The sequence below is a fragment of the Polaromonas sp. P1_H6 genome, from assembly GCF_056405195.1.
Window position 1 is genome coordinate 1 of sequence record NZ_JBFUCN010000004.1, and the last position, 19,455, is coordinate 19,455.

Annotated in this window: 25 protein-coding genes and 1 tRNA gene; 6 read left to right on the plus strand and 20 right to left on the minus strand. The window is 62.8% G+C overall.

Annotated elements, in window-relative coordinates:
* Positions 1–259: 259 nt before the first annotated feature.
* Positions 260–1,621: a sensor histidine kinase gene (locus AC1D1F_RS04760; protein WP_477678854.1), complete on the minus strand. Its 1,362-nt coding sequence runs from the start codon at positions 1,619–1,621 to the stop codon at positions 260–262.
* A gap of 116 nt (positions 1,622–1,737) precedes the next feature.
* On the minus strand, positions 1,738–2,589 hold the full coding sequence (locus AC1D1F_RS04765) for an XRE family transcriptional regulator (RefSeq protein WP_477696367.1): 852 nt from the start codon (positions 2,587–2,589) through the stop codon (positions 1,738–1,740).
* A 144-nt stretch (positions 2,590–2,733) separates the two neighbouring features.
* Here AC1D1F_RS04765 and AC1D1F_RS04770 point away from each other — a divergent pair, with 144 nt between their 5' ends.
* Both AC1D1F_RS04770 and AC1D1F_RS04775 read left to right on the plus strand, forming a co-directional pair.
* Positions 2,734–3,048 carry a helix-turn-helix domain-containing protein gene (locus AC1D1F_RS04770; RefSeq protein WP_477678856.1) on the plus strand — a complete coding sequence of 105 codons (315 nt, stop codon included), beginning with the start codon at positions 2,734–2,736 and terminating at the stop codon, positions 3,046–3,048.
* Between the two features lie 15 nt (positions 3,049–3,063).
* Positions 3,064–3,237 (plus strand): hypothetical protein, encoded by a 174-nt coding sequence (locus tag AC1D1F_RS04775; RefSeq protein WP_477678857.1) that lies wholly within the window; start codon positions 3,064–3,066, stop codon positions 3,235–3,237.
* Positions 3,238–3,259: 22 nt separating this feature from the next.
* Here the strand turns inward: AC1D1F_RS04775 and AC1D1F_RS04780 are convergent, their stop codons facing one another.
* The 4 genes from AC1D1F_RS04780 to AC1D1F_RS04795 form a co-directional block, all read right to left on the minus strand.
* Positions 3,260–3,478, minus strand: coding sequence for a hypothetical protein (locus AC1D1F_RS04780; RefSeq protein ID WP_477678858.1), 219 nt, complete (start codon positions 3,476–3,478; stop codon positions 3,260–3,262).
* A gap of 209 nt (positions 3,479–3,687) precedes the next feature.
* The gene (locus AC1D1F_RS04785) at positions 3,688–4,038 is read right to left on the minus strand and encodes a hypothetical protein (RefSeq protein WP_477696366.1); all 351 of its coding nucleotides are present in this window, start codon (positions 4,036–4,038) and stop codon (positions 3,688–3,690) included.
* A 224-nt stretch (positions 4,039–4,262) separates the two neighbouring features.
* The gene (locus AC1D1F_RS04790; protein WP_477679289.1) at positions 4,263–5,258 is read right to left on the minus strand and encodes a Bug family tripartite tricarboxylate transporter substrate binding protein; all 996 of its coding nucleotides are present in this window, start codon (positions 5,256–5,258) and stop codon (positions 4,263–4,265) included.
* Positions 5,259–5,339: 81 nt separating this feature from the next.
* Positions 5,340–6,122, minus strand: coding sequence for a maleate cis-trans isomerase family protein (locus AC1D1F_RS04795; RefSeq protein WP_477696365.1), 783 nt, complete (start codon positions 6,120–6,122; stop codon positions 5,340–5,342).
* Positions 6,123–6,254: 132 nt separating this feature from the next.
* On the opposite strand from AC1D1F_RS04795, the gene AC1D1F_RS04800 reads away from it, so the two are divergent.
* A complete protein-coding gene (locus tag AC1D1F_RS04800) occupies positions 6,255–7,196 on the plus strand; it encodes a LysR substrate-binding domain-containing protein (protein ID WP_477677970.1) in 942 nt (313 codons plus the stop codon).
* 182 nt (positions 7,197–7,378) lie between these two features.
* Positions 7,379–8,617 (plus strand): O-antigen ligase family protein, encoded by a 1,239-nt coding sequence (locus tag AC1D1F_RS04805; RefSeq protein WP_477677969.1) that lies wholly within the window; start codon positions 7,379–7,381, stop codon positions 8,615–8,617.
* Positions 8,618–8,658: 41 nt separating this feature from the next.
* Here AC1D1F_RS04805 and AC1D1F_RS04810 read toward each other — a convergent pair whose 3' ends face one another.
* The 13 genes from AC1D1F_RS04810 to AC1D1F_RS04870 form a co-directional block, all read right to left on the minus strand.
* Positions 8,659–9,054 (minus strand): YkvA family protein, encoded by a 396-nt coding sequence (locus AC1D1F_RS04810; protein ID WP_477677972.1) that lies wholly within the window; start codon positions 9,052–9,054, stop codon positions 8,659–8,661.
* Between the two features lie 189 nt (positions 9,055–9,243).
* Positions 9,244–9,672 carry an ACT domain-containing protein gene (locus AC1D1F_RS04815; protein ID WP_477677968.1) on the minus strand — a complete coding sequence of 143 codons (429 nt, stop codon included), beginning with the start codon at positions 9,670–9,672 and terminating at the stop codon, positions 9,244–9,246.
* Between the two features lie 84 nt (positions 9,673–9,756).
* The gene (locus AC1D1F_RS04820) at positions 9,757–10,170 is read right to left on the minus strand and encodes a hypothetical protein (RefSeq protein WP_477677967.1); all 414 of its coding nucleotides are present in this window, start codon (positions 10,168–10,170) and stop codon (positions 9,757–9,759) included.
* A gap of 659 nt (positions 10,171–10,829) precedes the next feature.
* Positions 10,830–11,177 carry a DUF2185 domain-containing protein gene (locus AC1D1F_RS04825; RefSeq protein ID WP_477677966.1) on the minus strand — a complete coding sequence of 116 codons (348 nt, stop codon included), beginning with the start codon at positions 11,175–11,177 and terminating at the stop codon, positions 10,830–10,832.
* 69 nt (positions 11,178–11,246) lie between these two features.
* Positions 11,247–11,636, minus strand: coding sequence for a hypothetical protein (locus AC1D1F_RS04830; protein WP_477677965.1), 390 nt, complete (start codon positions 11,634–11,636; stop codon positions 11,247–11,249).
* A gap of 90 nt (positions 11,637–11,726) precedes the next feature.
* On the minus strand, positions 11,727–12,080 hold the full coding sequence (locus AC1D1F_RS04835; protein WP_477677964.1) for a hypothetical protein: 354 nt from the start codon (positions 12,078–12,080) through the stop codon (positions 11,727–11,729).
* Positions 12,081–12,166: 86 nt separating this feature from the next.
* Positions 12,167–12,637 carry a hypothetical protein gene (locus AC1D1F_RS04840; protein WP_477677963.1) on the minus strand — a complete coding sequence of 157 codons (471 nt, stop codon included), beginning with the start codon at positions 12,635–12,637 and terminating at the stop codon, positions 12,167–12,169.
* Positions 12,638–12,642: 5 nt separating this feature from the next.
* On the minus strand, positions 12,643–13,023 hold the full coding sequence (locus AC1D1F_RS04845) for a hypothetical protein (protein WP_477677962.1): 381 nt from the start codon (positions 13,021–13,023) through the stop codon (positions 12,643–12,645).
* Between the two features lie 461 nt (positions 13,024–13,484).
* Positions 13,485–13,572: transfer RNA gene (locus tag AC1D1F_RS04850), tRNA-Ser, on the minus strand.
* Between the two features lie 35 nt (positions 13,573–13,607).
* Positions 13,608–14,948 carry a serine--tRNA ligase gene (gene serS / locus AC1D1F_RS04855; protein ID WP_477696363.1) on the minus strand — a complete coding sequence of 447 codons (1,341 nt, stop codon included), beginning with the start codon at positions 14,946–14,948 and terminating at the stop codon, positions 13,608–13,610.
* A 47-nt stretch (positions 14,949–14,995) separates the two neighbouring features.
* Entirely contained in the window at positions 14,996–15,937 is a 942-nt protein-coding gene (locus AC1D1F_RS04860) for a threonine/serine dehydratase (protein ID WP_477679013.1), read from the minus strand.
* Positions 15,938–15,949: 12 nt separating this feature from the next.
* Positions 15,950–16,951, minus strand: coding sequence for a 4-hydroxy-3-methylbut-2-enyl diphosphate reductase (ispH, locus tag AC1D1F_RS04865; protein ID WP_477684508.1), 1,002 nt, complete (start codon positions 16,949–16,951; stop codon positions 15,950–15,952).
* Positions 16,948–17,439, minus strand: coding sequence for an FKBP-type peptidyl-prolyl cis-trans isomerase (locus tag AC1D1F_RS04870; protein WP_477679012.1), 492 nt, complete (start codon positions 17,437–17,439; stop codon positions 16,948–16,950). Before AC1D1F_RS04870 ends, ispH begins: the two co-directional genes overlap by 4 nt.
* A 163-nt stretch (positions 17,440–17,602) precedes the next feature.
* Here AC1D1F_RS04870 and radC point away from each other — a divergent pair, with 163 nt between their 5' ends.
* Together radC and AC1D1F_RS04880 are read left to right on the plus strand one after the other, a co-directional pair.
* Positions 17,603–18,280 (plus strand): RadC family protein, encoded by a 678-nt coding sequence (gene radC, locus AC1D1F_RS04875; RefSeq protein WP_477679011.1) that lies wholly within the window; start codon positions 17,603–17,605, stop codon positions 18,278–18,280.
* 9 nt (positions 18,281–18,289) lie between these two features.
* Positions 18,290–18,946 (plus strand): Smr/MutS family protein, encoded by a 657-nt coding sequence (locus AC1D1F_RS04880; RefSeq protein WP_477679010.1) that lies wholly within the window; start codon positions 18,290–18,292, stop codon positions 18,944–18,946.
* Positions 18,947–18,957: 11 nt separating this feature from the next.
* On the opposite strand, the gene AC1D1F_RS04885 is transcribed toward AC1D1F_RS04880, so the two are convergent.
* A complete protein-coding gene (locus AC1D1F_RS04885) occupies positions 18,958–19,389 on the minus strand; it encodes a group II truncated hemoglobin (RefSeq protein WP_477696362.1) in 432 nt (143 codons plus the stop codon).
* Positions 19,390–19,455: the final 66 nt, after the last annotated feature.

Genomic DNA, 19,455 nt, shown 5'->3' on the forward strand with positions numbered 1-19,455 from the left:
GCTGGGCCGAGGAGCGCAGACGTAGGCGGATCAGGGATCGCGCTTGTTTGAGCCGAAGGCGAGTTTGCGCGAGACCCCGCCGTAGTCGAGCACCGCAGGTTGCCCGTAGCGAAGCGTAGGGACCCAGACTGCGGGTCGCCTTTTCTTTGGTGACTTTCTTTTGGCGAAGCAAAAGAAAGTTACTTGCTGCCGGGCAACCCCCGGCCAGCAGAACTAAGAAGAGAGCACAGAGGAAGCACCCCGCCGGCGCAAGACCCCGCTAGCTCCGTAGCTCAACCCAAAAAACACTCCCCCTCCCAGCCCGGGACGCCAACCCCACAGGATGGCCCAGCGCTTCGCTAAGCCGCGAAACAATCGCCAGCCCCAACCCAAAACCCTCTTCGGTGCCCTGCAAAGGAATCCGGTAGAACTCCTGGAAGATCGCTTGCTGGTGCTCCGCGGCGATGCCCACGCCGGTGTCCCAGATCTCGATGCGCGGCACACCGCCCCGCCGGCGCACCGCCATCAGCACACCGCCGCGGTGCGTGTTGCGCAGCGCGTTGGACAGCAGGTTGCCGACCAGCCGCTGCAGCAGCACCGGGTCCGACCTGACCTTGCCCGGCGCCGCGCGTATCCTGAGGCGCAGGCCGCGCTCGCGGGCAAAAGGCGCGTACTGCGCCTCCAGGTCCTGCAGCAGCCCCGCCAGTTCCACCTCCTGCAGGTTGACCCTGAGCGGATCGGTTTCCAGCCCGGCCAGGTCGAACAGGGAATTGAACAGGTCCGTGACGGCCTTGGTGGAGCGCACGATCTTGGGCGTGATCTGCTCGACGAATTCGGGCTCCGCGGCCAGCCAGCCGGCGTACAGGTCCAGCGCATGCACGGGCTGGCGCAGGTCGTGGGCGGCGCTGGCGATGAAGCGGTTCTTGATTTCCACGGCCTCCAGGGCCGCCCGGCTCTGCTCGGTCAGCGACTTGATCAGGGAGGAGTTGTCGTACTGCAGTTCGAGGTTGACGCGCTGCACCTCGTGAAAGCGCTGGCCCGAGATGCGGATCACGGCCCAGTAGATCAGCACCAGCGCCAGCATGCCGTAGGTGTTGAAGGTGGAGGGCAGCCCGCGCTCCACGACGAGTTCGTAGAACAGCGCGGCCACGACCGAGATACCCAGGCCGTTCACATAACCCCTGAAGCACGGCAGCCAGGACGAAAACGTGCCCACCGCGAAGCCGGCCATGCCCACCAGCACCACCATGCACAGGAACTGGTCGTACACCGGCGCGCGCAGGAAATAGACGAACATGGACGCGCCCCAGACCAGGGCGCTGGCCGACCAGGTCCAGCCGTAGCGCGCCATGAAGGCATGCAGGCGCGGGCCGCTGACGCCCGCCAGGCTGCGGTGGTAGATGCCGACGACGCCGTAGCGGACCACGGTCACGGCCACCGCCGCCGCCGCCCAGAGGCCCAGGGCCAGCGTGTCCACATGGTGGTAGAGAACAGCCACCATGACCACGATCAACACCAGCGCCGAATGCAGCGCCGGCCGCGCATAGCGCATGAGGATGTGGATCAGCCGCATCTCCACCCACTCCTCGCGCGAGAGGTCGGCGACGCTACGGGCCGGCCGTGTCGTTGAGGGGGAGTCCATGGGCCGAGTTTAGGGCCTGTCGGCCGGCTCCGCCCGCTGCCCGCGCCTGCCGGCGCACGGCGCGGCAAAGACGCAACAGCGCGCGCGGCGCGCCGCCCTCCTCCACGCAGAGAGAATCAGTTGAAGGTCACGCCGGCCCAGCGCACCCGGCCCAGCACCGCGAAGTCGCGGTCGGCCGACTCGTGGCCCTGGATGTCGAACGGCTCGTAGGTCGGGTTGTAGCTGCTGACCCGCAGGATTTTTCCCGGCAGGCGCTGCAGTTTTTTCATCAGCAGCGCGCCGTCCAGGCGTATCAGGTGCACACCTTCGGTCAGCGCGTCGCGGTCGCGCAGGTCGGCCAGCACCGCATCCTTGGCATGCAGCCACGGCTCCATGGCCGTGCCCACCACGCCGAACATCGCCAGGTCGTCGTGCGCGATGCCCAGGTCGTAGCGGATGAACTGCGCGTCGAAGGGCCGCATGGCCAGCACCGAGTCGGCGTCGGTGAAGGCAGCGCCCTCAGCCTGTTCGCGCAGGTCGAAGAGCGGCACGTAGATCAATTCGTCGGCCTGCACCGCGCGCACGCCGTGCGGCACCGCAGTGGAGGGGGGTGCGTCCTGCCCCTCACCGCCCAGCAACTGCGTCGGCGTGGTGTTGTATTCGCGGGCCAGCACCTCGAGCTCGAACGCGTCCGGCAGGCTGTCGCCGCGTTCCACGTTCCAGATGGTGTTTCGGTGCACGCCCACCGCCGCGGCCACATCGTTGATCTCGCGCGCACCGCGCGCGGCCCGGCAGCGCTGGCCGAACTGCTGCATGAACACCGTCCGCGCCTCGGTCCGCACGGTTTTCACCTCGGCCTTGTCCGCAGCCGCCGCGGCGTGGTAGCGGTACCAGGCCACCGGCTCGTCGGCCTTGACGGGCGATACCGAAGCGAACGGATACGGCTGGTGGGGGTCCTGTACGGTCGGGGCCGTCTCTTTTGTGCTCATGAACACTATTTTGTGTCAATGAACACAGAAGCGCAAACGGGAATCCCGGCGCTGTGCGAAATTTGCATAGAAATATAAGCAACACTCATAATCATGGGCATAAACAGGCTTGACTTCAGTGCTTTCAAGCTCAGAATAGTGGACATGAGCACAAATAAAGCAACAACCTCACAGGAAGATATGCACCCCGCCGACGTCATTGCTGCCTTGCGCAAGCGGGGCACCAGCCTTCGTAAAGTCGCCCAGGCATACGGCTACAGCCATATCCAGCGCGTGCTCGTCAGTCCCTGGCTGGCGGCCGAGCAGATGGTGGCCGCAGCGCTGGACACCACGCCCGAGACCCTGTGGCCCTCGCGCTACCAGGACCCCGAGGCGCGCGCCCTGGCTTTCCGGCAAACCCGCAAGCTGGCCGTGACCATGCCGGTCGCGCCCGGCCGCAGCCGGTCCCGCAGGTCTTGAAACCGCGGAAATCCGATGCTCCTGTCAGGCAAGGACATCACGCTGCGCATTTACCTGCGCACCCATGACAACGAGGTGGTTCTGGTGGAACTGGGGCGCGAAGACCTCGAAAAAGCCGCCATGGACAAGGCCAACTTCAGCGAAGAGCAACTGCATCCCATCAGGCTGCTGCATTTCGTCCTGGCCTAGACAAGGCCGGGCCGGCAAGGACTCAGAGCGCCCCGGGCCCCGAATCCTCTTCTGAATGGTCTATGTATTTGATCTGCATGCCGGCGCGCGACAGCTCTGCGATACGCGATGCGACGCGCTTGTAGAACTGGCCCGCGTCCGAGACGGGGCCTATGGTCTGGTTAAAGGTCATGTCCTGACCCGCTTCCTTGAGGATGTATTCACCCGATGGCTGGAGCTTCACTTTAAGCAGTGCGAGCATTTTTCCTCCTTGGTGGCTCCGGTTCACCTCGCCGTTGCGAGGACGCCAGTGCCTATACAGCCACTTTAGACCTCGAGCCCCGGCAAGCCGTGTAGGAAAACATCTTCATTGGCCCATCTGATACACACAATAGGGAGAAGGCAGGGAGAAAGCTGGTACTTAAGACCTATTGAGAGCACAAACCGGCAGTTCGCGGCGTGCCCGTGTCCTTATTGCAGGGAGCCGAACCCGGTCGGGCCCCGGTCCAGCGGATCCACCACCACCTCATAGATCTCGTTGACGCGCCAGACCGGACTTTCATACGCGGCCTGGCCTTGCACCTTGACCAGAAAAGAGCTGCGGCGCTCCGTGGCTTCCAGCGTCAGTTCGCAGGAAAAATCGATCCGCCCGGTGTCCGTCGAGATCGCGCTGATGAGTTCATGGGCCGCCAGCGAAAGCCGTTCCTGGCTCCCCCCCGGCAGCAACTGCTCCACCTCATAGGTTCGCATCACGATGGCCGCGATGCGGTCTATCAGTTCATCGACTACCGAGTTGGGATTGGAGACCATCAAGGGATGCATTTTCGGCATTCTCCTACAAGGCCCGAAGAACTGAGAAGCTATATTCATATCGCGGCTTGTCATGAGCCGCTCCCTCCCTTGCTGGCCTTGCCAGCTTCCACGCCCGGTTTGTCCCGGGCTTTTTTTTGGCCGCGCGGAGCGCTCAGAGGGCCAAACCGCCAGGCGCAAAAAAACCGGGCTTGGCCCGGTTCCCGGTGACCGCCTCCCAGGGCGCGGCCCGAACCTCACTCAGCCTTGATGCCCGCCGTCTTGATGGTCTTGGCCCAGAAGGCCGTTTCCTTTTTGACCAGGGCATCCAGCGCGGCGGGCGGCTGGTAGCGCAGTTCGACGCCGGCGCCGTCGGCGCGGGTTTTGGTTTCAGGCAATTCAAGGGCGGCCTTGATCTGGCCGCTGAGCTTGCCCACCACGTCGGCGGGCGTTCCCGCGGGGGCAAAGATGCCGACCCAGGCTTCCAGCTCGAAGCCTTTCAGGCCGGCTTCGGTGGCAGTCGGAACGGCGGGCAGTGCGGGGTGGCGGGTTTTCCCGGCCACGGCCAGGCCCTTGAGCTTGCCGGTCTGCACATGGCCCATCACCGACGGCGGCGTGGTGATGAAGACCTGCACCTGGCCCGACAGCACGTCCTGCAGCGCCGGGCCGGAGCCGCGGTAGGGAATGTGCACCATGCTGGTCTGCGTCTGCAGCTTGAACATCTCGGTGCCGATGTGCGAGAGCGAGCCGTTGCCCTGGCTCGCATAACTGAGCTTGCCGGGATTGGCCTTGAGGTAAGTGATGAACTCGCCCAGGTTGTTCACCGGGACGGACGGGTGGACGGTGATCACATTGGTGGCCACCGTGATCAGCGCGACCGGCACGAAATCCTTTTGCGCCCAAGGCAGCTTGGGCGTGAGGGCCGGGTTGCCGACATGGTAGGCCGAGTAGGAATTGAGCAGCGTGTAGCCGTCGGGGTTGGCGCGTGCCACGAATTGGTAGGCCACGTTGCCGCTGCCGCCGCCGCGGTTGTCCACGACCACGGCCTGGCTGGTGACCTTGGCCAGCGAGTCCGAGAGGATGCGCGCCGAGGCATCGACAAAACCGCCCGGCGGGTTGGGCACCACCAGCGTGATGGGCTTGCTGGGATAGGCCTGGGCCCATGCGGCGCTACTGACGACAGCTGCAAGCAGGGCCGCGCCCGTGCCGGCAAGCAGCCGGCGCAGGGTGGACGTTGGGGGAAAAGCGTTCATGGTCAGCCTCCTTGTTGTGATGATTGATATCGATGAATAGCGATGAATGGTGAATGACTAACGGCCAGTCACCCACAATAATTAATAGCGGCCCGACAGCAGCGTACCGGCATTCGGCGCGCGCCGCTCGAGCCCCAGGCTTTTCAGCAGCGCGTAGGTGGTGCAGACCGCGCTGGACACCACGGGCAGGCCGCTGGCTGCCTCGATCAGCGGCACCGAAGCCAGCGAAGGCATCTGCACGCAGGCCGAGGCCACGATGGCGTCGGCGCCTTTGACGTTGAGCTGCTTCCACAACTCTGCCGGCGCTTTTGGGTCGCGCGCGCCCACGGCCAGGTTGTCGTGGATCTCGAGCGAAACGCTGTCGATCACTTCAATGCCCTCGTTCTCGATGTAGTCGATCACCATGCGCGTCAGCGGTTTCATATAGGGCGCGATGATGGACACGCGCTTGGCGCCCAGGGCCTGCAGCCCCTCGACCAAAGCGCCGGCGCTGGTGATGACCGGCGCCGGCAGGCCGTTGCCCACCGTGACCTCATGCAGGCGGCGCTGCGACTCGCGGTGGTAGCCCAGGCCCATGCTCATGATGGCGACCAGGCAGGCGTAGCCCATGGCGTCCACGCGCGCATCCGACAGCTCCAGCGCGCAGCGGTCGGAGTCGCGGTCCATCGCCGCCAGTTCCTCGCGTGTCACCGACTTCATGCGCATGCGGCTGGAATGGAAGCTGAAGCGCTCGGGCAGCACCTGCTCGCGCGCGCGCAGCATGGCCGGGATCTCGGTTTCCATGGTGGTGTTGGAGCTGGGCACGATCAGCCCGACCCGGTAGTTGCGGTAGTTGTCTGGCGCCTGGCCTTCAGCGGCTTGCATGGGTGTTGGTTTCCTGGTGACGGTTCAGGCCCCGATTCTTCGCGCTCTTATCCATACAAACAAATACATAATCAGGATAGATCAATACCCAAACCAGATAGATAGCCCTCCCCCTTATCGCAAAGGCCACCCGTGGAACTGCGCCAGATCCGTTATTTCGCCGTGCTCGCCGACGAGCTGAGTTTTACCCGCGCCGCCAGTCGCCTGCATGTGTCACAGCCGCCCCTGAGTTTCCAGATCGCCGCCCTGGAAGCCGAGCTCGGGGCCAGGCTGTTTCACCGCACCAGCCGCAGCGTGATACTCAGCGAAGCCGGCAAGGCCTTCTTGCCCCACGCGCAGGCCGTGCTGGCGCGGCTGGAGGAAGCACGCAGCCACGTGACCCGCGTCGCCAGCGGCCTGCAGGGGCGCGTGCAGGTGGGGCTGGCCGGCTCGCATTTTCTTGGGCCCTTTCCCCAGTTCATCCAGCAGTTCCGTTTGCAGCGGCCGGCCGTCGAACTCGTGCTGCACGAGATGAAACCGTCCGACCATCTGCAGGCCCTGCGCGACGGGCGGCTGGACCTCTGCGTCTCGCGCAACCCGCTCAAGGACAGCCAGGTCAGCGCCGCGCTGTTGTGGCGCGACCCGGTGGTCGTGGCCCTGCCGCCCGGCCACAGGCTGGCGCAACGCCGCAAGCTCCGCCTGGCCGATTTGCGCGACGAGGATTTTGTGTTTTTGCGGCTGGACTCCTCGCCTTTTGCCGCGCGCCTTTTTGAAGCCTGCCTGTGGGCGGGCTTTGCGCCGAAGATCGCGCAGCAGGTCGTCGAGGTACCCGCGGCGCTGAACCTCGTGGCTGCCGGCCTCGGCGTGGCACTGGTGCCCGCCTCCATGGCGCAACTCAGGGCCGACGCCGTCGGCATTTGCCGGCTTGGACCCGCAACGCGGACCGGGGCCAAAGGATCGCAGGCCAAGGCGCCCGATATCAACGGCGATGTGTATGCGCTCTGGCGCACCGACGACGCCGCGCCGGCGGTGGCGGAGTTCATCAAGCTGCTGGTGGACTGGGCCGGTAGTCTGCCGCCATGGGTGGGGCGCTGAGGGGCGCCGCCAACTTCAGTGCACGGTTTGTCCCGCGCTTTTTTGGCTGTGGCGGCGATGCGCGGGAGCGCGCCAAAGGACGCGAAGCCGATGCCACCGGGCATTGCCGCAACGTCCTGCAACAATAGGCCATGATCCGAAAAACATCCCCCGGCTTGACCTGGTTGCTCGCTGTAACGCTTTTGTTTCCACTGTTTATCCAGCTCTCCCACGGCATTTATCGGGACCTGGACCCGATTTACGATTCGCGCGGAATCCTGGGGTCGCTACCCTTGCCGATTTCCATCGCCGCATGCCTGCTGGGCATCCTTGCGCATGCACGCCGCTTTGGCCCGGCAAAGCCGGCGATGATCTTCATAGCCTCCTTCATGGCCGCCATCGCCGTGTCTTTCGCCTTCGCGGGAGAGGCGCCGGATGGCAAAACGGCAAAGCTCCTGTACGCCGCGCAAACCCTGCTGCCCACCATGGGCTTCATGCTCGGGCTGCTTCTGGGCGCGCAGCGCGAAACGATTGCGAAAGCATTTCTCTGGGTGCTGCTGGTGCTTTTGCCCTTGCAACTGCTTGCCGGCTGGTTTCAAGGCGGCTTGATGCTGACGAACTACTTGTATGCATTCAGCATTTACCAGCACATCCAGTTTGTGCCCATCGTTCTTGCGGTGGCATTCGCCTTCGTCATGGTGCACCAGTGGGACAGGCAAAAGGCCCTCATGCGCGTCCTGGCGGCAATCACGGGAATGTATGTGCTCGCCAGCGGCTCCTTCCTGGCCGTTGGCCTTTACGCGGGATTCATGCTGCTGTTTTTCGGCACGGCGATCTTGAAGCGCTCCCACGGCCATGCGACAGGCCTTCTATCGGTGGTGGCCGGCATTGCGGCGGCGGTATTCCTGGGCAGCCTGTACTACGGCCACGTCAAGGGAGACACGGACAGGTTTGGCAACGCCAATGCCTACGTGCAAAAGTTCCGTGACGTGGCCGAGGGGAAATTACCCGGCAACATGGCCCAGCGCCTCGATGACTGGAAGCTGTACGGCGGCTGGATAGCGCAGAGCCCACGCACCTTGCTGTTCGGCCATACGAAGCCCCCTTCACGGGAAGTCATCACCAGCGCGCACAACTGGTATCTCGACCTCGTCTACAACTTTGGCCTGATCGGGCTGCTGCCCGTGGTGGCACTGATAGGCTTTACCGTGCGCAAGGTCTGGCAACAACGGCAGTCCCTGCCCGCTGAAATCTGGTGGCTGGCGGGCCTGACGGCCTTCATTGTGCTGGTCGACAGCAATTTCAAAGTGACGCTCAGGCAACCCTATCCCGGCATATTCGCCTATTTCCTGTGGGGATTGCTGTTTGCGCATTTGCAGGGCGCCGGCGAAGCTCGGCCTGAAGCGGGCAGCGCACCCAGCCCCAAGGCCGCTGGGGAGTGAACCTACCCCATTCACGCCTGGGGAAGGCGATCTGATGACGGTTATAGCCGGGGTTGAACAAGCCAGATCCAGAGAGCCGCCCCGGCTGCTATCCAAATCAGCACGATCAGGAATGCACCGGCCCGGCTGCTCGGCTTGGCCCCCTGCGTCTTCATCCAGTCATCGGCCTGCTTGCGGCAATCGGCGGCGACCTCGGGTGGCAGGAGCCTGATGGCCAGCCAGATCAGCCCCGGGAGAAGCAGGACATCGTCCACGTAGCCAAGCACCGGGATGAAGTCCGGGATCAGATCGATGGGACTGAGCGCATAAGCCACCACGAAGACGCCAAGCGCCTTCGCATACCAGGGCGTTGCCGGGTGTTTGCCGGCGAACCAGAGCGTTACCGCGTCGCGCTTGATCCGTTTCGCCCAGCTCTTGAGTGTGTCGCCGACGGCCATGTCCGCAAGCATGCCACAGCGCTTGCGCAATGCTCTTTTGCAGGATTCCGCGTCAAGTTTGGAGGAGGCCGTTTTTCCCTGGGCAAATGCGCCTGGGTGGCGGGGCGGAGTTTCACTCTGGTCAATAAAAAGAAGACCAAACCCCACAAACTTGCCGGAGGCACGTCCTCTCGATTGAAGGGTTGGGCGTCATTTGACCGGAGGATCGATGCTCCCGCTGCTACCGTGTTGAACCTGCTGTAAGACGGAAAGTGCTTCGTTGGCGGACGCGACGGGTACAAAGATGTGATCGTGAAACGCCGCGGCAACGACATTGCAGCTTATGTTGGCCTGGGCCAACGCGGTGGCGACTGCGGCAGTGAGGCCCACGGCCTGGAGATCGGAGTGCACCGTGAGCGTGATCCATGCCGCGCGGAACAAGACGGGAAGTTCTGCCTTTCGAGCCCGCTGTTCCTCGACGATGAGCGTGAGGCCTTCTGCTTCTCGAAACATGCCAATCGGTTCAAGTGAGCTGATATTGGTGCTCGGTGAGATAGAGGTGAAGACATAGACCCCCTCGTTCAACTTGGGCTGCATTGCTTGAAGAAGCTCAGCGAGGTTCGTGACGGAGTGACTCATGACGCCCAACGTGAAGATGACCGGACCACCAACACACGCGGCGAAGCCGCAGCCTGCTGTTGTGGGTCCGTGTCGATTGACATGTTAAGGCGCACGGTCCCGGGCCTTTTCGACGAAGCCGGCGTCGATGCTATCGGCGCGCACCGTCACCTTCGTTCCCAACGGATAGCCATCCAGGGTGTATGAGCGCGGCTCAGATGAGCAGTCAGCGCCGATACCCGGATAGAAAACCACTTGACGTGACCCAACGGCAACTTCAGCGCTGGAGCTTTCCAGCACTTCAAGCTCAAGAGCTTGGATCGACTTGGGTGTCTGAGCTCGACCAAAAGGGACGACAACGTCTCGCTGCCCCGCGACTGTCGCCACGTAGTTGTACTTGTACGGGGGGCTGACATATTTTCCGTCTGGACCCATTTTCGGAGGCGGCGGAGAGCATGCCAGAACGCTCTGGACCATCAGACCGGATATGCCGAAAATCGCAAACTTAGCGAGCTGCATTGTGTGCACCTTAACGTTGGAGATGACCGGTGGCTGACAGAACGTCCGTGTCGATTGACCTGTTAGAGCTCAGGCACACGGCACTCACCTTGCCTCACAGGACGCGTTGCCACGCTCGTCAATCCGGTCGAGACCTCACGGTACACAGACACCTTGCAAGTTTGACGTGCCATGCCGGTCCAAAGTGCCGATATTCCCTTTCCGCCAATACGTTCGTTCACCACCACGTACCTGGCGCCAGGCTCGGGTGTAAAGGCTACAAAAGGGCCGCACACCTGCCGAAAGCCCGTATTCACCCAGGCGATGACAGACGTAACAGCAAGCTCCTCCGACGGCTTCACAGTGATCCTGTTTGCATTCTGATTCGCGCCGTTTACGCGAGAAACCTTGCCCTGCGAACACACGAGTGGGTCGCCGGAGAAAGGAACCCCGTTATTCGTTTCGTACTTCTTGTCCGCGCTGAACTCAATCTCTACCCCGTTCACCTCCTGCTGGATGGTCGCCGGCGGAATTGCACGCCCAACGAGTTGCTCCGACAACGGCGGCGCAGCACAAGAAGCCAGAAGTACACATAGACAGCCAGCAGTCGTTCGATTAAAAATTTTCACCTTACCCCCTTTAATTTTTGAGTTCTAACGTTGGAGGCACCGCACGAAGGGCTACTCATGCGGCTCTTCATAGGGGACCTGAACAAGTTTGCCGGAGTGCGGATCGCGAGCAAATGCACTACGTGGCTGAGCGCTGAGAAAGGGGGTGATATCGGGAGAGTAGTTCGCAATTGTGTTGACATCGTAGATGGCGTGATTCGAATCATCATCCATGTACTCTTGCGATTCGTCTCCCGACATAAAGCACCACCCACTATCCATTGGGCGCGAAGTCGGTTCGCGCACCATATACCCGACCGGCCTTCCTTCCACCGTAATCATGTCGGTGGCAATGCATCCGCCGAACCCTACAGCGATCGGCTTTATCTCGCTCGCGCTAAGCGCATATGTCTTCTTCATGATGGGTGCCTAACGTTTGACATTAGGACATCTTGCACCAGGGCGCAAGATGTCCCCTTGACGGAGGGGTTACAGGTCTCGCTCGCAGACGAGACGAGTTTGGCGAGAAAGCTGCTCATACAAGTATTCGTTCACGTCGCAATAGCCGTTCTTGCCAACCCCTGCATTAAGGGGCAAGCCCCTCAGGCTGGCCGGCAAGGCTCCAATGTCTTGATCCGAACAGCTGAAGTAGAAGTAGTTGTACCTGTCAGAGGCCGGCGCATAAGGTGGCAAATCGAGCGGAGTCCCCTGAAGGACAAACTCCACGCTATCCGAAACGTCCGCCACGAAGCCAGGCACCTCATCGAACCTATCTGTTTCGAGGAGTTCGACCGGCGAAAGGAAGCGGTTCAATTCGATAGCCACGTCATCGAGAGACATGGTTTCGTGAATGATGACGGATCCCGAGTAGTGCTTCACGTCCAAGACCTCTAACGTAAAGATGACCGGCCCACAACACTTTGCGGCGAAGCCGCTTTCTGCTGTTTTGGGTCCGTGTCGATTGACAAGTTAAAGCTCTTTCGCATAGATGCGGGCATTCATTTCGTCCGCGACCGCTGCACTCATTGAGGGAAACTGGAGATTCATCTGCACCGTACTCAAGATCTCACTCACCTCGGCGTCATTCAGTAGCAGCTTGAAAAACTCAAGTACGTGAGACTGCTTGGTGTCGCGAGCCATGAACGTGAAGAGAACCTCCTTACATGAGGAACCGAATTCGCGCATCCACGCCGTGAAGCCTTCGCGGAACTGCGCGAAGTCCTGTTGCGGGGTGACTTGGTCGCCAACGGTCACAACGACCGCAAGTGCCCGCTCCTTCTTGAAGAAGCCGGCCTTCTTGGAGAAGTGCTGGAGATTGACCATGAATGAGCTTTAACGTTTGAGATGAGAGGCGGCGCCCGGCTTGCCGGGTGACATCCTCTCGATTGAAGGGTTAGGCGCCTTGGGGATCAATCGCTCCACCCCAGGTGCAAGTGGTACAGCCCATCAGAATCTTCTATGAGCCAGTCGTCTGCTTCGTTCTCGCTGAAAAAGATGGTGAGTTCCCACATGCGAATTTCGCCAGTCAGCGACTCCCTGATCTTCTTCTCCAACTGCTCAACTATGCAGTTCTTCTTGGATATTTGATCGTCTTCAAACCGAATGCACGACTCCCCTTCGAAGAGCCACTTCCTGATAAGTGAGGGGAGTTTGGTTTGCCACCTCTCCAAAACCCGCATCGTCGGCTTTAGATCGAACTGCTTGTAGATCTTTTCGTATTGAAGCCTAGTGTGTTGGTGATAGGCAGTCACGCTCTCGATCTGATCCCCATTGATCGGAACGACCGACAGCCAGAAGTCGGGCCCGTAGTTCACGCTGGCATTTGCTAGCGCAAAGGCGCGGAGGAACCCGGAGATGAAGGCGACGTCTTCGTTGCGCATGGCGTCTACTCGAAGTTGCCAGTCGCCCATCGCAGTGCTTCCTCGCTTGGCTCTCCCAGTTCTAGGTCCGTTTCCATTTGAATGTCGTAGGCTATCTCATGCCAGGCGCGACATCGGTTGCGGAGGTACTCGAGCGATTCCAGCTGCCCGTCGAGGAGTATCTCGAAGCCTGCGCCCTTTTCAGTGATTTCCTCGAGGAGAGACATCACCAGCCTTTCCCTTTCGGCATGCCCGCGATCAAAGAGAGTGCCAACAGGAATCGGCTCACCCTTGGCCAGTGCCGTGGATAAGGCGGAGATTCCAATGTCAGCGATCTTGCGCAATGCTGCAACGATCACCGAATTTGACGGGCCTGAAGCTATGCGAAGTGCAAGTTGTGTGGGCATGTCGTTGACTGATGGCTAAAGGAATGTATACCGCAAGGTCCGCGGCATAACATCGCACCTGCCGTATAACCTGGCCGCTGAAAACCCAGCCAAGTGCTTATTATTAAAAGACTTATTGCCCATAGCGAGTTTGACTCAGTCGATAAAAAGGGGGCAAGCCCGCAACCCAATTCTATGTGGACGGTGTGGTCACCGCCTCCTCAATATGGACGAGCGCAGCCCAAGCACCGCTTCAGTTGTGTTTACCTATCGCGCCTAATAACCCGGCCCGGCTGCATCCTTGGGTGCCAGTCGCTGCGCTTGGTGTCATGTCAGCCCTCGTCGAAAAGAACCGGGCTAAGCCTCCCGCTCTATGCCTGGATGTCAAAAGGCCAATCCGACTACCTGAAACGAAAAAGCCCCGGCTAGCGGGGCTTTTAAGGCATTTCTCAGATCAACCTGGATTTCTCTGGATGCAATTTTGGCGGAGAGGGTGGGATTCGAACCCACGGTACCTTGCGGTACGCCTGATTTCGAGTCAGGTACATTCGGCCACTCTGCCACCTCTCCAATGTGGAATGAGGATTCTAACAGCTGTGGAAGGCCTACTTCCCGGCCGGCACCAGCACCTTGATTCCGTTCATATAAGGCTGCAACACCTCCGGCACGGTGACGGAGCCATCGGCGAGCTGGTAGTTCTCGAGCACGGCGACCAGGGTGCGGCCTACAGCCAGGCCCGAGCCGTTGAGGGTGTGGACGAATTCGTTCTTGCCCTGGGCGTTCTTGAAACGGGCTTGCAGGCGGCGCGCCTGGAAGGCTTCGCAATTCGAGACCGAGCTGATCTCGCGGTAGGTGTTCTGCGCGGGCAGCCAGACTTCGAGGTCGTAGGTTTTGGCGGCGCCGAAACCCATGTCGCCGGTGCACAGCAGCATGACGCGGTAAGGCAGGCCCAGCTTTTGCAGGATGACTTCGGCGTGGCCGGTCATGGCTTCCAGCGCTTCGTAGCTTTTGTCGGGGTGGGTGATCTGCACCATCTCGACCTTGTCGAACTGGTGCTGGCGGATCATGCCGCGCGTGTCGCGGCCGTAGCTGCCGGCTTCCGAGCGGAAGCACGGCGTGTGGGCGGTGAACTGCAGCGGCAGTTCGGCTTCGGCGACGATCTCGTCGCGCACGAAGTTGGTCAGCGGCACTTCCGAGGTGGGGATCAGGTACAAGGCCGTGCTTTCGGCTTCGGCCGCGCCCTCTTGCCCACCCTTTTTGGCGGCGAACAGGTCTTCTTCAAACTTGGGCAGCTGGCCGGTGCCGCGCAGCGAATCGCCGTTGACGATGTAGGGCGTGTAGCACTCGGTGTAGCCGTGCTCCTGGGTCTGCACGTCGAGCATGAACTGCGCGAGCGCGCGGTGCAGGCGGGCCAGCGGGCCCTTCATGACGGTAAAACGCGAGCCGGTCAGCTTGGTGCCGAGTTCGAAGTCCAGGCCCAGGGGCTGGCCGACGTCGACGTGGTCCTTCACTTCGAAGGCAAAGGCCGCCGGTTCGCCGCCGGGGCCTTCGATCGGGCTCCATTTGCGCACCTCGACATTGCCGGCCTCGCCGATGCCCTGAGGCACGCTCTCGTGCGGCAGGTTGGGCACGGCCAGCAGCAGGGCCTGCATGTCGGCCTGGATCTGCTCCAGCCGGGCGGCCGAGGTTTCGAGTTCGGCCTTGGAGGCGCTGACCTGCGCCATGACGGCGCTGGCGTCTTCACCCTTGGACTTGAGCTGGCCGATCTGCTTGGACAGCGTGTTGCGCTGGTTCTGCAGCTCTTCGGTGCGGATCTGCAGGGCCTTGCGTTCGGCCTCCAGGGCCTGGAAGGCCTCCACGTTGAGGAAGGCTTGCGGGGTTTTGCGGGTTTCCAGCCGGGCGATGGCCGAGGGCAGGTCTTTGCGGAGCAGGTTGATGTCTAGCATGGGGCCATTGTATTTTGTGCGAGGGTAGCCACCATGGCCCGTTCGGCTCAGTTCAGGCTGGCCGGGTCCAGGTTGGCGCCGCAGATGATGAGGCAGACTTTTTCGTCGGCGCGCGGGCGGTAGCGGCCGGTTTGCAGCGCGGCCAGCGGCAGGGCCGCGGCGGGCTCGACGGCCAGCTTGAGCTCTTTCCAGAGCCAGAGCTGGGCCGCGCGTATGGATTCGTCGGTCAGCAGCAGCGCGTCGCGCACATGGGCCTGCGTGACTTCCCAGGAAAGGCTGCCTATGCGTTTGGCGCCCAGCGAATCGGCGGCGATGCCGCCGACGGCCACGTCCACCGGTTCGCCGGCCTCGCGGGCCTTGAAGAGGGTAGGCGCGAGTTCGGGCTCCAGCGCGACCACGCGGCTGCGCTGTTCAAACCAGCCGGCCACGCCGCCTATCAGGCCGCCGCCGCCCACGCTGACCAGCACCGAGTCGGGCACGCCGCCCTGCTGCTCGATCTCCGCGGCCAGGGTGCCGGCGCCGGCCAGCACTTCGGGCTGGTCATAAGCGTGCGTGAGCAGCGCGCCGGTTTCCTGCTGGCGGGCCAGGCAGGCCTTGAGGGCATCGGCATAAGCCGCGCCCGTCACCACCACCTCGGCGCCCAGCGCAGCCAGCTTGGCGCGTTTGGCGGGGGTGGAGACCTCGGGCACAAACACCTCGCAGCGCACGCCCAGCTCGCGGGCCGCGGCCGCGGTGGCAATGCCGGCATTGCCGCCCGAGGCGACGATCACGCCGCTGGCGGGGATGGTATTGGACAGCAGGCGATTCAGCATGCCGCGCGCCTTGAAGCTGCCGCCCGTCTGCAGGTGTTCGAGCTTGAGCCAGACTTCGGCGCAGTCCACGCCCAGCGCCTTGCCGGGCAATTGCCACAGCGGGGTCTGGTGGATGAAATGGCCGTAGCCGGCCTTGAAGGTGCGCAGGCAGCGCTCGATGTTGTCGCGATCGGTCATGAAGGAAGGGGATCAGGTGAGTTGGTGAAGCTGGCTGTCGTTGATTTCGAGCACATGGCCCTGCGCGTCGAGCTTCAAGCCCTTGGGCAGCGGGAACTTGATGGTTTCCTCGATGCCGTCCATCTTGCGCACCGACACCGCGCCTAGCGCCTTGATGCGGTCTATCACCTGCTTGACGAGAATCTCGGGCGCCGAGGCGCCGGCCGTGAGGCCGACCCGGCCCTTGCCCTCGAACCACGACTCTTTCAGTTCACTGGCGTCGTCGACCATATAGGCCTCGGTGCCCAGCTTGGCGGCGAGTTCGCGCAGGCGGTTGCTGTTGGAGCTGGTCGGGCTGCCGACCACGATCAGGATGTCGACCTGCGGGCTCAGCACTTTGACGGCGTCCTGCCGGTTCTGTGTGGCATAGCAGATGTCCTGCTGCTTGGGCTCGCGCACCTGCGGAAAGCGCTGCTTCACGGCGGCGCTGATCTCGGCCGCGTCGTCCACGCTCAGCGTGGTCTGCGTGACCACCGCCAGGCGCTCCGTCTGGCCGGGGCTGATGCGCCAGACGTCGGCCACGTCTTCCACCAGGTGGATGCCGCTGTCGAGCTGGCCCATGGTGCCTTCGACTTCGGGGTGGCCCTTGTGGCCGATCATGATGAATTCGTAGCCCTCTTTGTGCAGCTTGGCGACTTCGACGTGCACCTTGGTCACCAGCGGACAGGTGGCGTCGAAGATCTGGAAGCCGCGGCGCTCGGCCTCTTTCTGGATCGCCTGGCTCACGCCGTGGGCGCTGAACACCAGCGTGGCGCCGGGCGGCACGTCGTCGAGTTCTTCAATGAAGATCGCGCCCTTTTGCTTCAAGTCGTTGACGACGTAGGTGTTGTGCACGATCTCGTGGCGCACGTAAATCGGCGCGCCGAACTTGGTCAGGGCGCGCTCGACGATCTCGATCGCGCGGTCGACGCCGGCACAGAAGCCGCGCGGCTCGGCGAGCAGGATTTCCTGGGGAAGCAATTTTGATCCAGTCATAAAACGCCAATCACTTGCACTTCAAACACGACCGGCTGGCCGGCCAGCGGGTGGTTGAAGTCGAACTGCACCGCGTCACCGCCGGGCTTGACCTGCTGCACCGCGCCGGCGTACTGGCCCATGCCGTCGGGCGTGGGAAACTGCACCACGTCGCCGACCTTGTACTGCTCGTCCGGGTCGCCCAGCTCATTGAGCAGCTTGCGCGCCACCCACTGCACCAGCTCGGGATTGCGCTCGCCAAAGGCCTCGCCGGCCGGCAATTCGAAGGTAGCGCGAGTGCCCTCGGGCAGGCCCAGCAGGCGCTGCTCGATGGCCGGAGACAGTTCGCCCGTGCCCAGGCTCAGCGTGGCGGGCTTGCCTTCGAAGGTGTTGATGATGTCGGCGCCCGGTTTCCCGTTCACGGACGGCCCGGCCATGCGATAGTGCAGGGTCAGGAAAGAGCCCGGCTGGACCAAAGGAGGGGCGGAGAGTTCCACGGTGGTGGGCATAGGGCGGAGGCTTTCGGGGCCGGCCGGAACGGCGGGCCGGTGTTTGTAAACTGCCTCTATTGTAGAAAGGACGGCCCGGCCGGGCCAAACCCGGTTTTTTGGCCTTTTTTGCGGGAGGAGTCCCTTGGCTCCCTCCCGCCAACCCATAAGAAGAGATCGACCCATGATCCTGAAAGACCTGCCCCAAGACACCCGCCCCCGCGAAAAACTGCTGGCGCGCGGCCCCGGCGCCCTCAGCGATGCCGAACTGCTGGCCCTGCTGCTGCGTACCGGCATTCCCGGCAAAAACGTGCTGCAGATGGGCCAGGAGCTGCTGGACACCTTCGGCGGCGTGGCCGGGCTGCTGCACACCACGGCCGAAAGCCTCAAACGCATCAAGGGCCTGGGCGGCGCGGCCAAGCGGACACAACTGGTCGCCGTGCTGGAGCTGGCGCGCCGCGCGCTGGCCGAAAGCCTCAGCCAGAAAACCGTGTTCGACACACCCCAGGCGGTGCGCGACTACCTGCAGCTGCAGCTGGGGAACCGACCGCACGAGGTGTTCGCCATGCTGTTCCTGGACAGCCAGCACCGGATGATCGCGCTCGAGGAACTGTTCCGCGGTACGCTGACGCAAACTTCGGTCTACCCGCGCGAGGTCGTCATCCGCGCCCTGGCCCTGAACGCCGCCAGCGTGGTGCTGGCCCACAACCACCCCAGCGGCTCGGCCCAGCCCTCGCGCGCCGACGAGGCGCTCACACGCAACCTCAAGTCGGCGCTGGCGCTGGTGGACATCCGCGTGCTCGACCACTTCGTGGTGACCAGCACCCAGGCCGTGTCCATGGCTGAGCTGGGATTGCTGTAAGGTTGAGCCATGAAAGCGCCCGCCCTCAAAAGCCTGCAGGACCTCAAGGCCGTCAAGCGGGAGATCGAAACCCGGGCCCGGCTTGAAAAAGAAGCCGCCGCCGCAAAAGCCGCCGCTGCGGCCAAAGCCAGGGCCGAAAAAGAGCTGTTCTCGCGCGCCGTCGGCGCCGTCAAGGCCCTGCCCGCCAAACACCTGCCCGGCCACAAGGCTTCGCTGCCGCTACAGCAGGCCGCACCCATTCCCGTGCAACAGCAGCGCGACGAGCTCGCGGTGATGCGCGAAGCGATCTCCGACGAGTTCGACGTCGAGACCCTGCTGGACACCGACGAGGCCTTGAGCTTCCGCCGGCCCGGCATGGGGCCCGACGTGGTGCGCAAGCTGCGCCGCGGCGGCTGGAGCATCCAGGGCCAGCTCGATTTACACGGCCTGCGCCGCGAGGACGCGCGCGAAGCACTGGCGCTTTTCATCAAGGACGCCCACAAGGTGGGCTGGCGCTGCGTGCGCGTGGTGCACGGCAAGGGCCTGGGCTCGCCCGGCAAGACGCCGGTGCTCAAGGGCAAGGTGCAAAGCTGGCTGATCCAGAAGCAGGAAGTGCTGGCCTTTGTGCAGGCGCGGCCGGCGGAGGGAGGTGCCGGGGCGCTCGTGGTGCTGCTCGCGCAGGGCTAGAGGCCGCGCGCCTACTCCCCCCGGTTGCGCATCCAGTCCGCGGTCTGGAAAAAAGACGCATTGAGCCGCGCGCGCAGGCCTTCATCCACCCCGGTCTCGCGCATGGCCTGGTCCATGCAAGCCAGCCACTGGTCGCGTTCGGCGATCCCGATGGAGCCGCCACCGGTGGATTGCGGCATGTGGCGCATGCGCAGGCGCGGGTGGCCGAAGCGGTCGGTGTAGTACTGCGGCCCGCCCAGCCAGCCGCATAAAAACCAGAACAGGCGTTGTCGGGCGTTGTCGAGTGTGCTGCCGTGCGCGGCGCGCAGGGCTTTGTAGCCCGGTTCCAGGTCCATCAAATCATAGAAGCGCTCAACCAGGGCCTTGACGCGGTCCTCGCCGCCTATCCAGGCGTAGGGGGTTTCGAATGGGGGGGTTCCGGGGGGGCGTTCTTCTATCTGCATACGTGGATTATCGAATGAGGGGGTTTTAAGGCGGATTTGGAGGGGTAATGTTGATGTCTTTTCTTG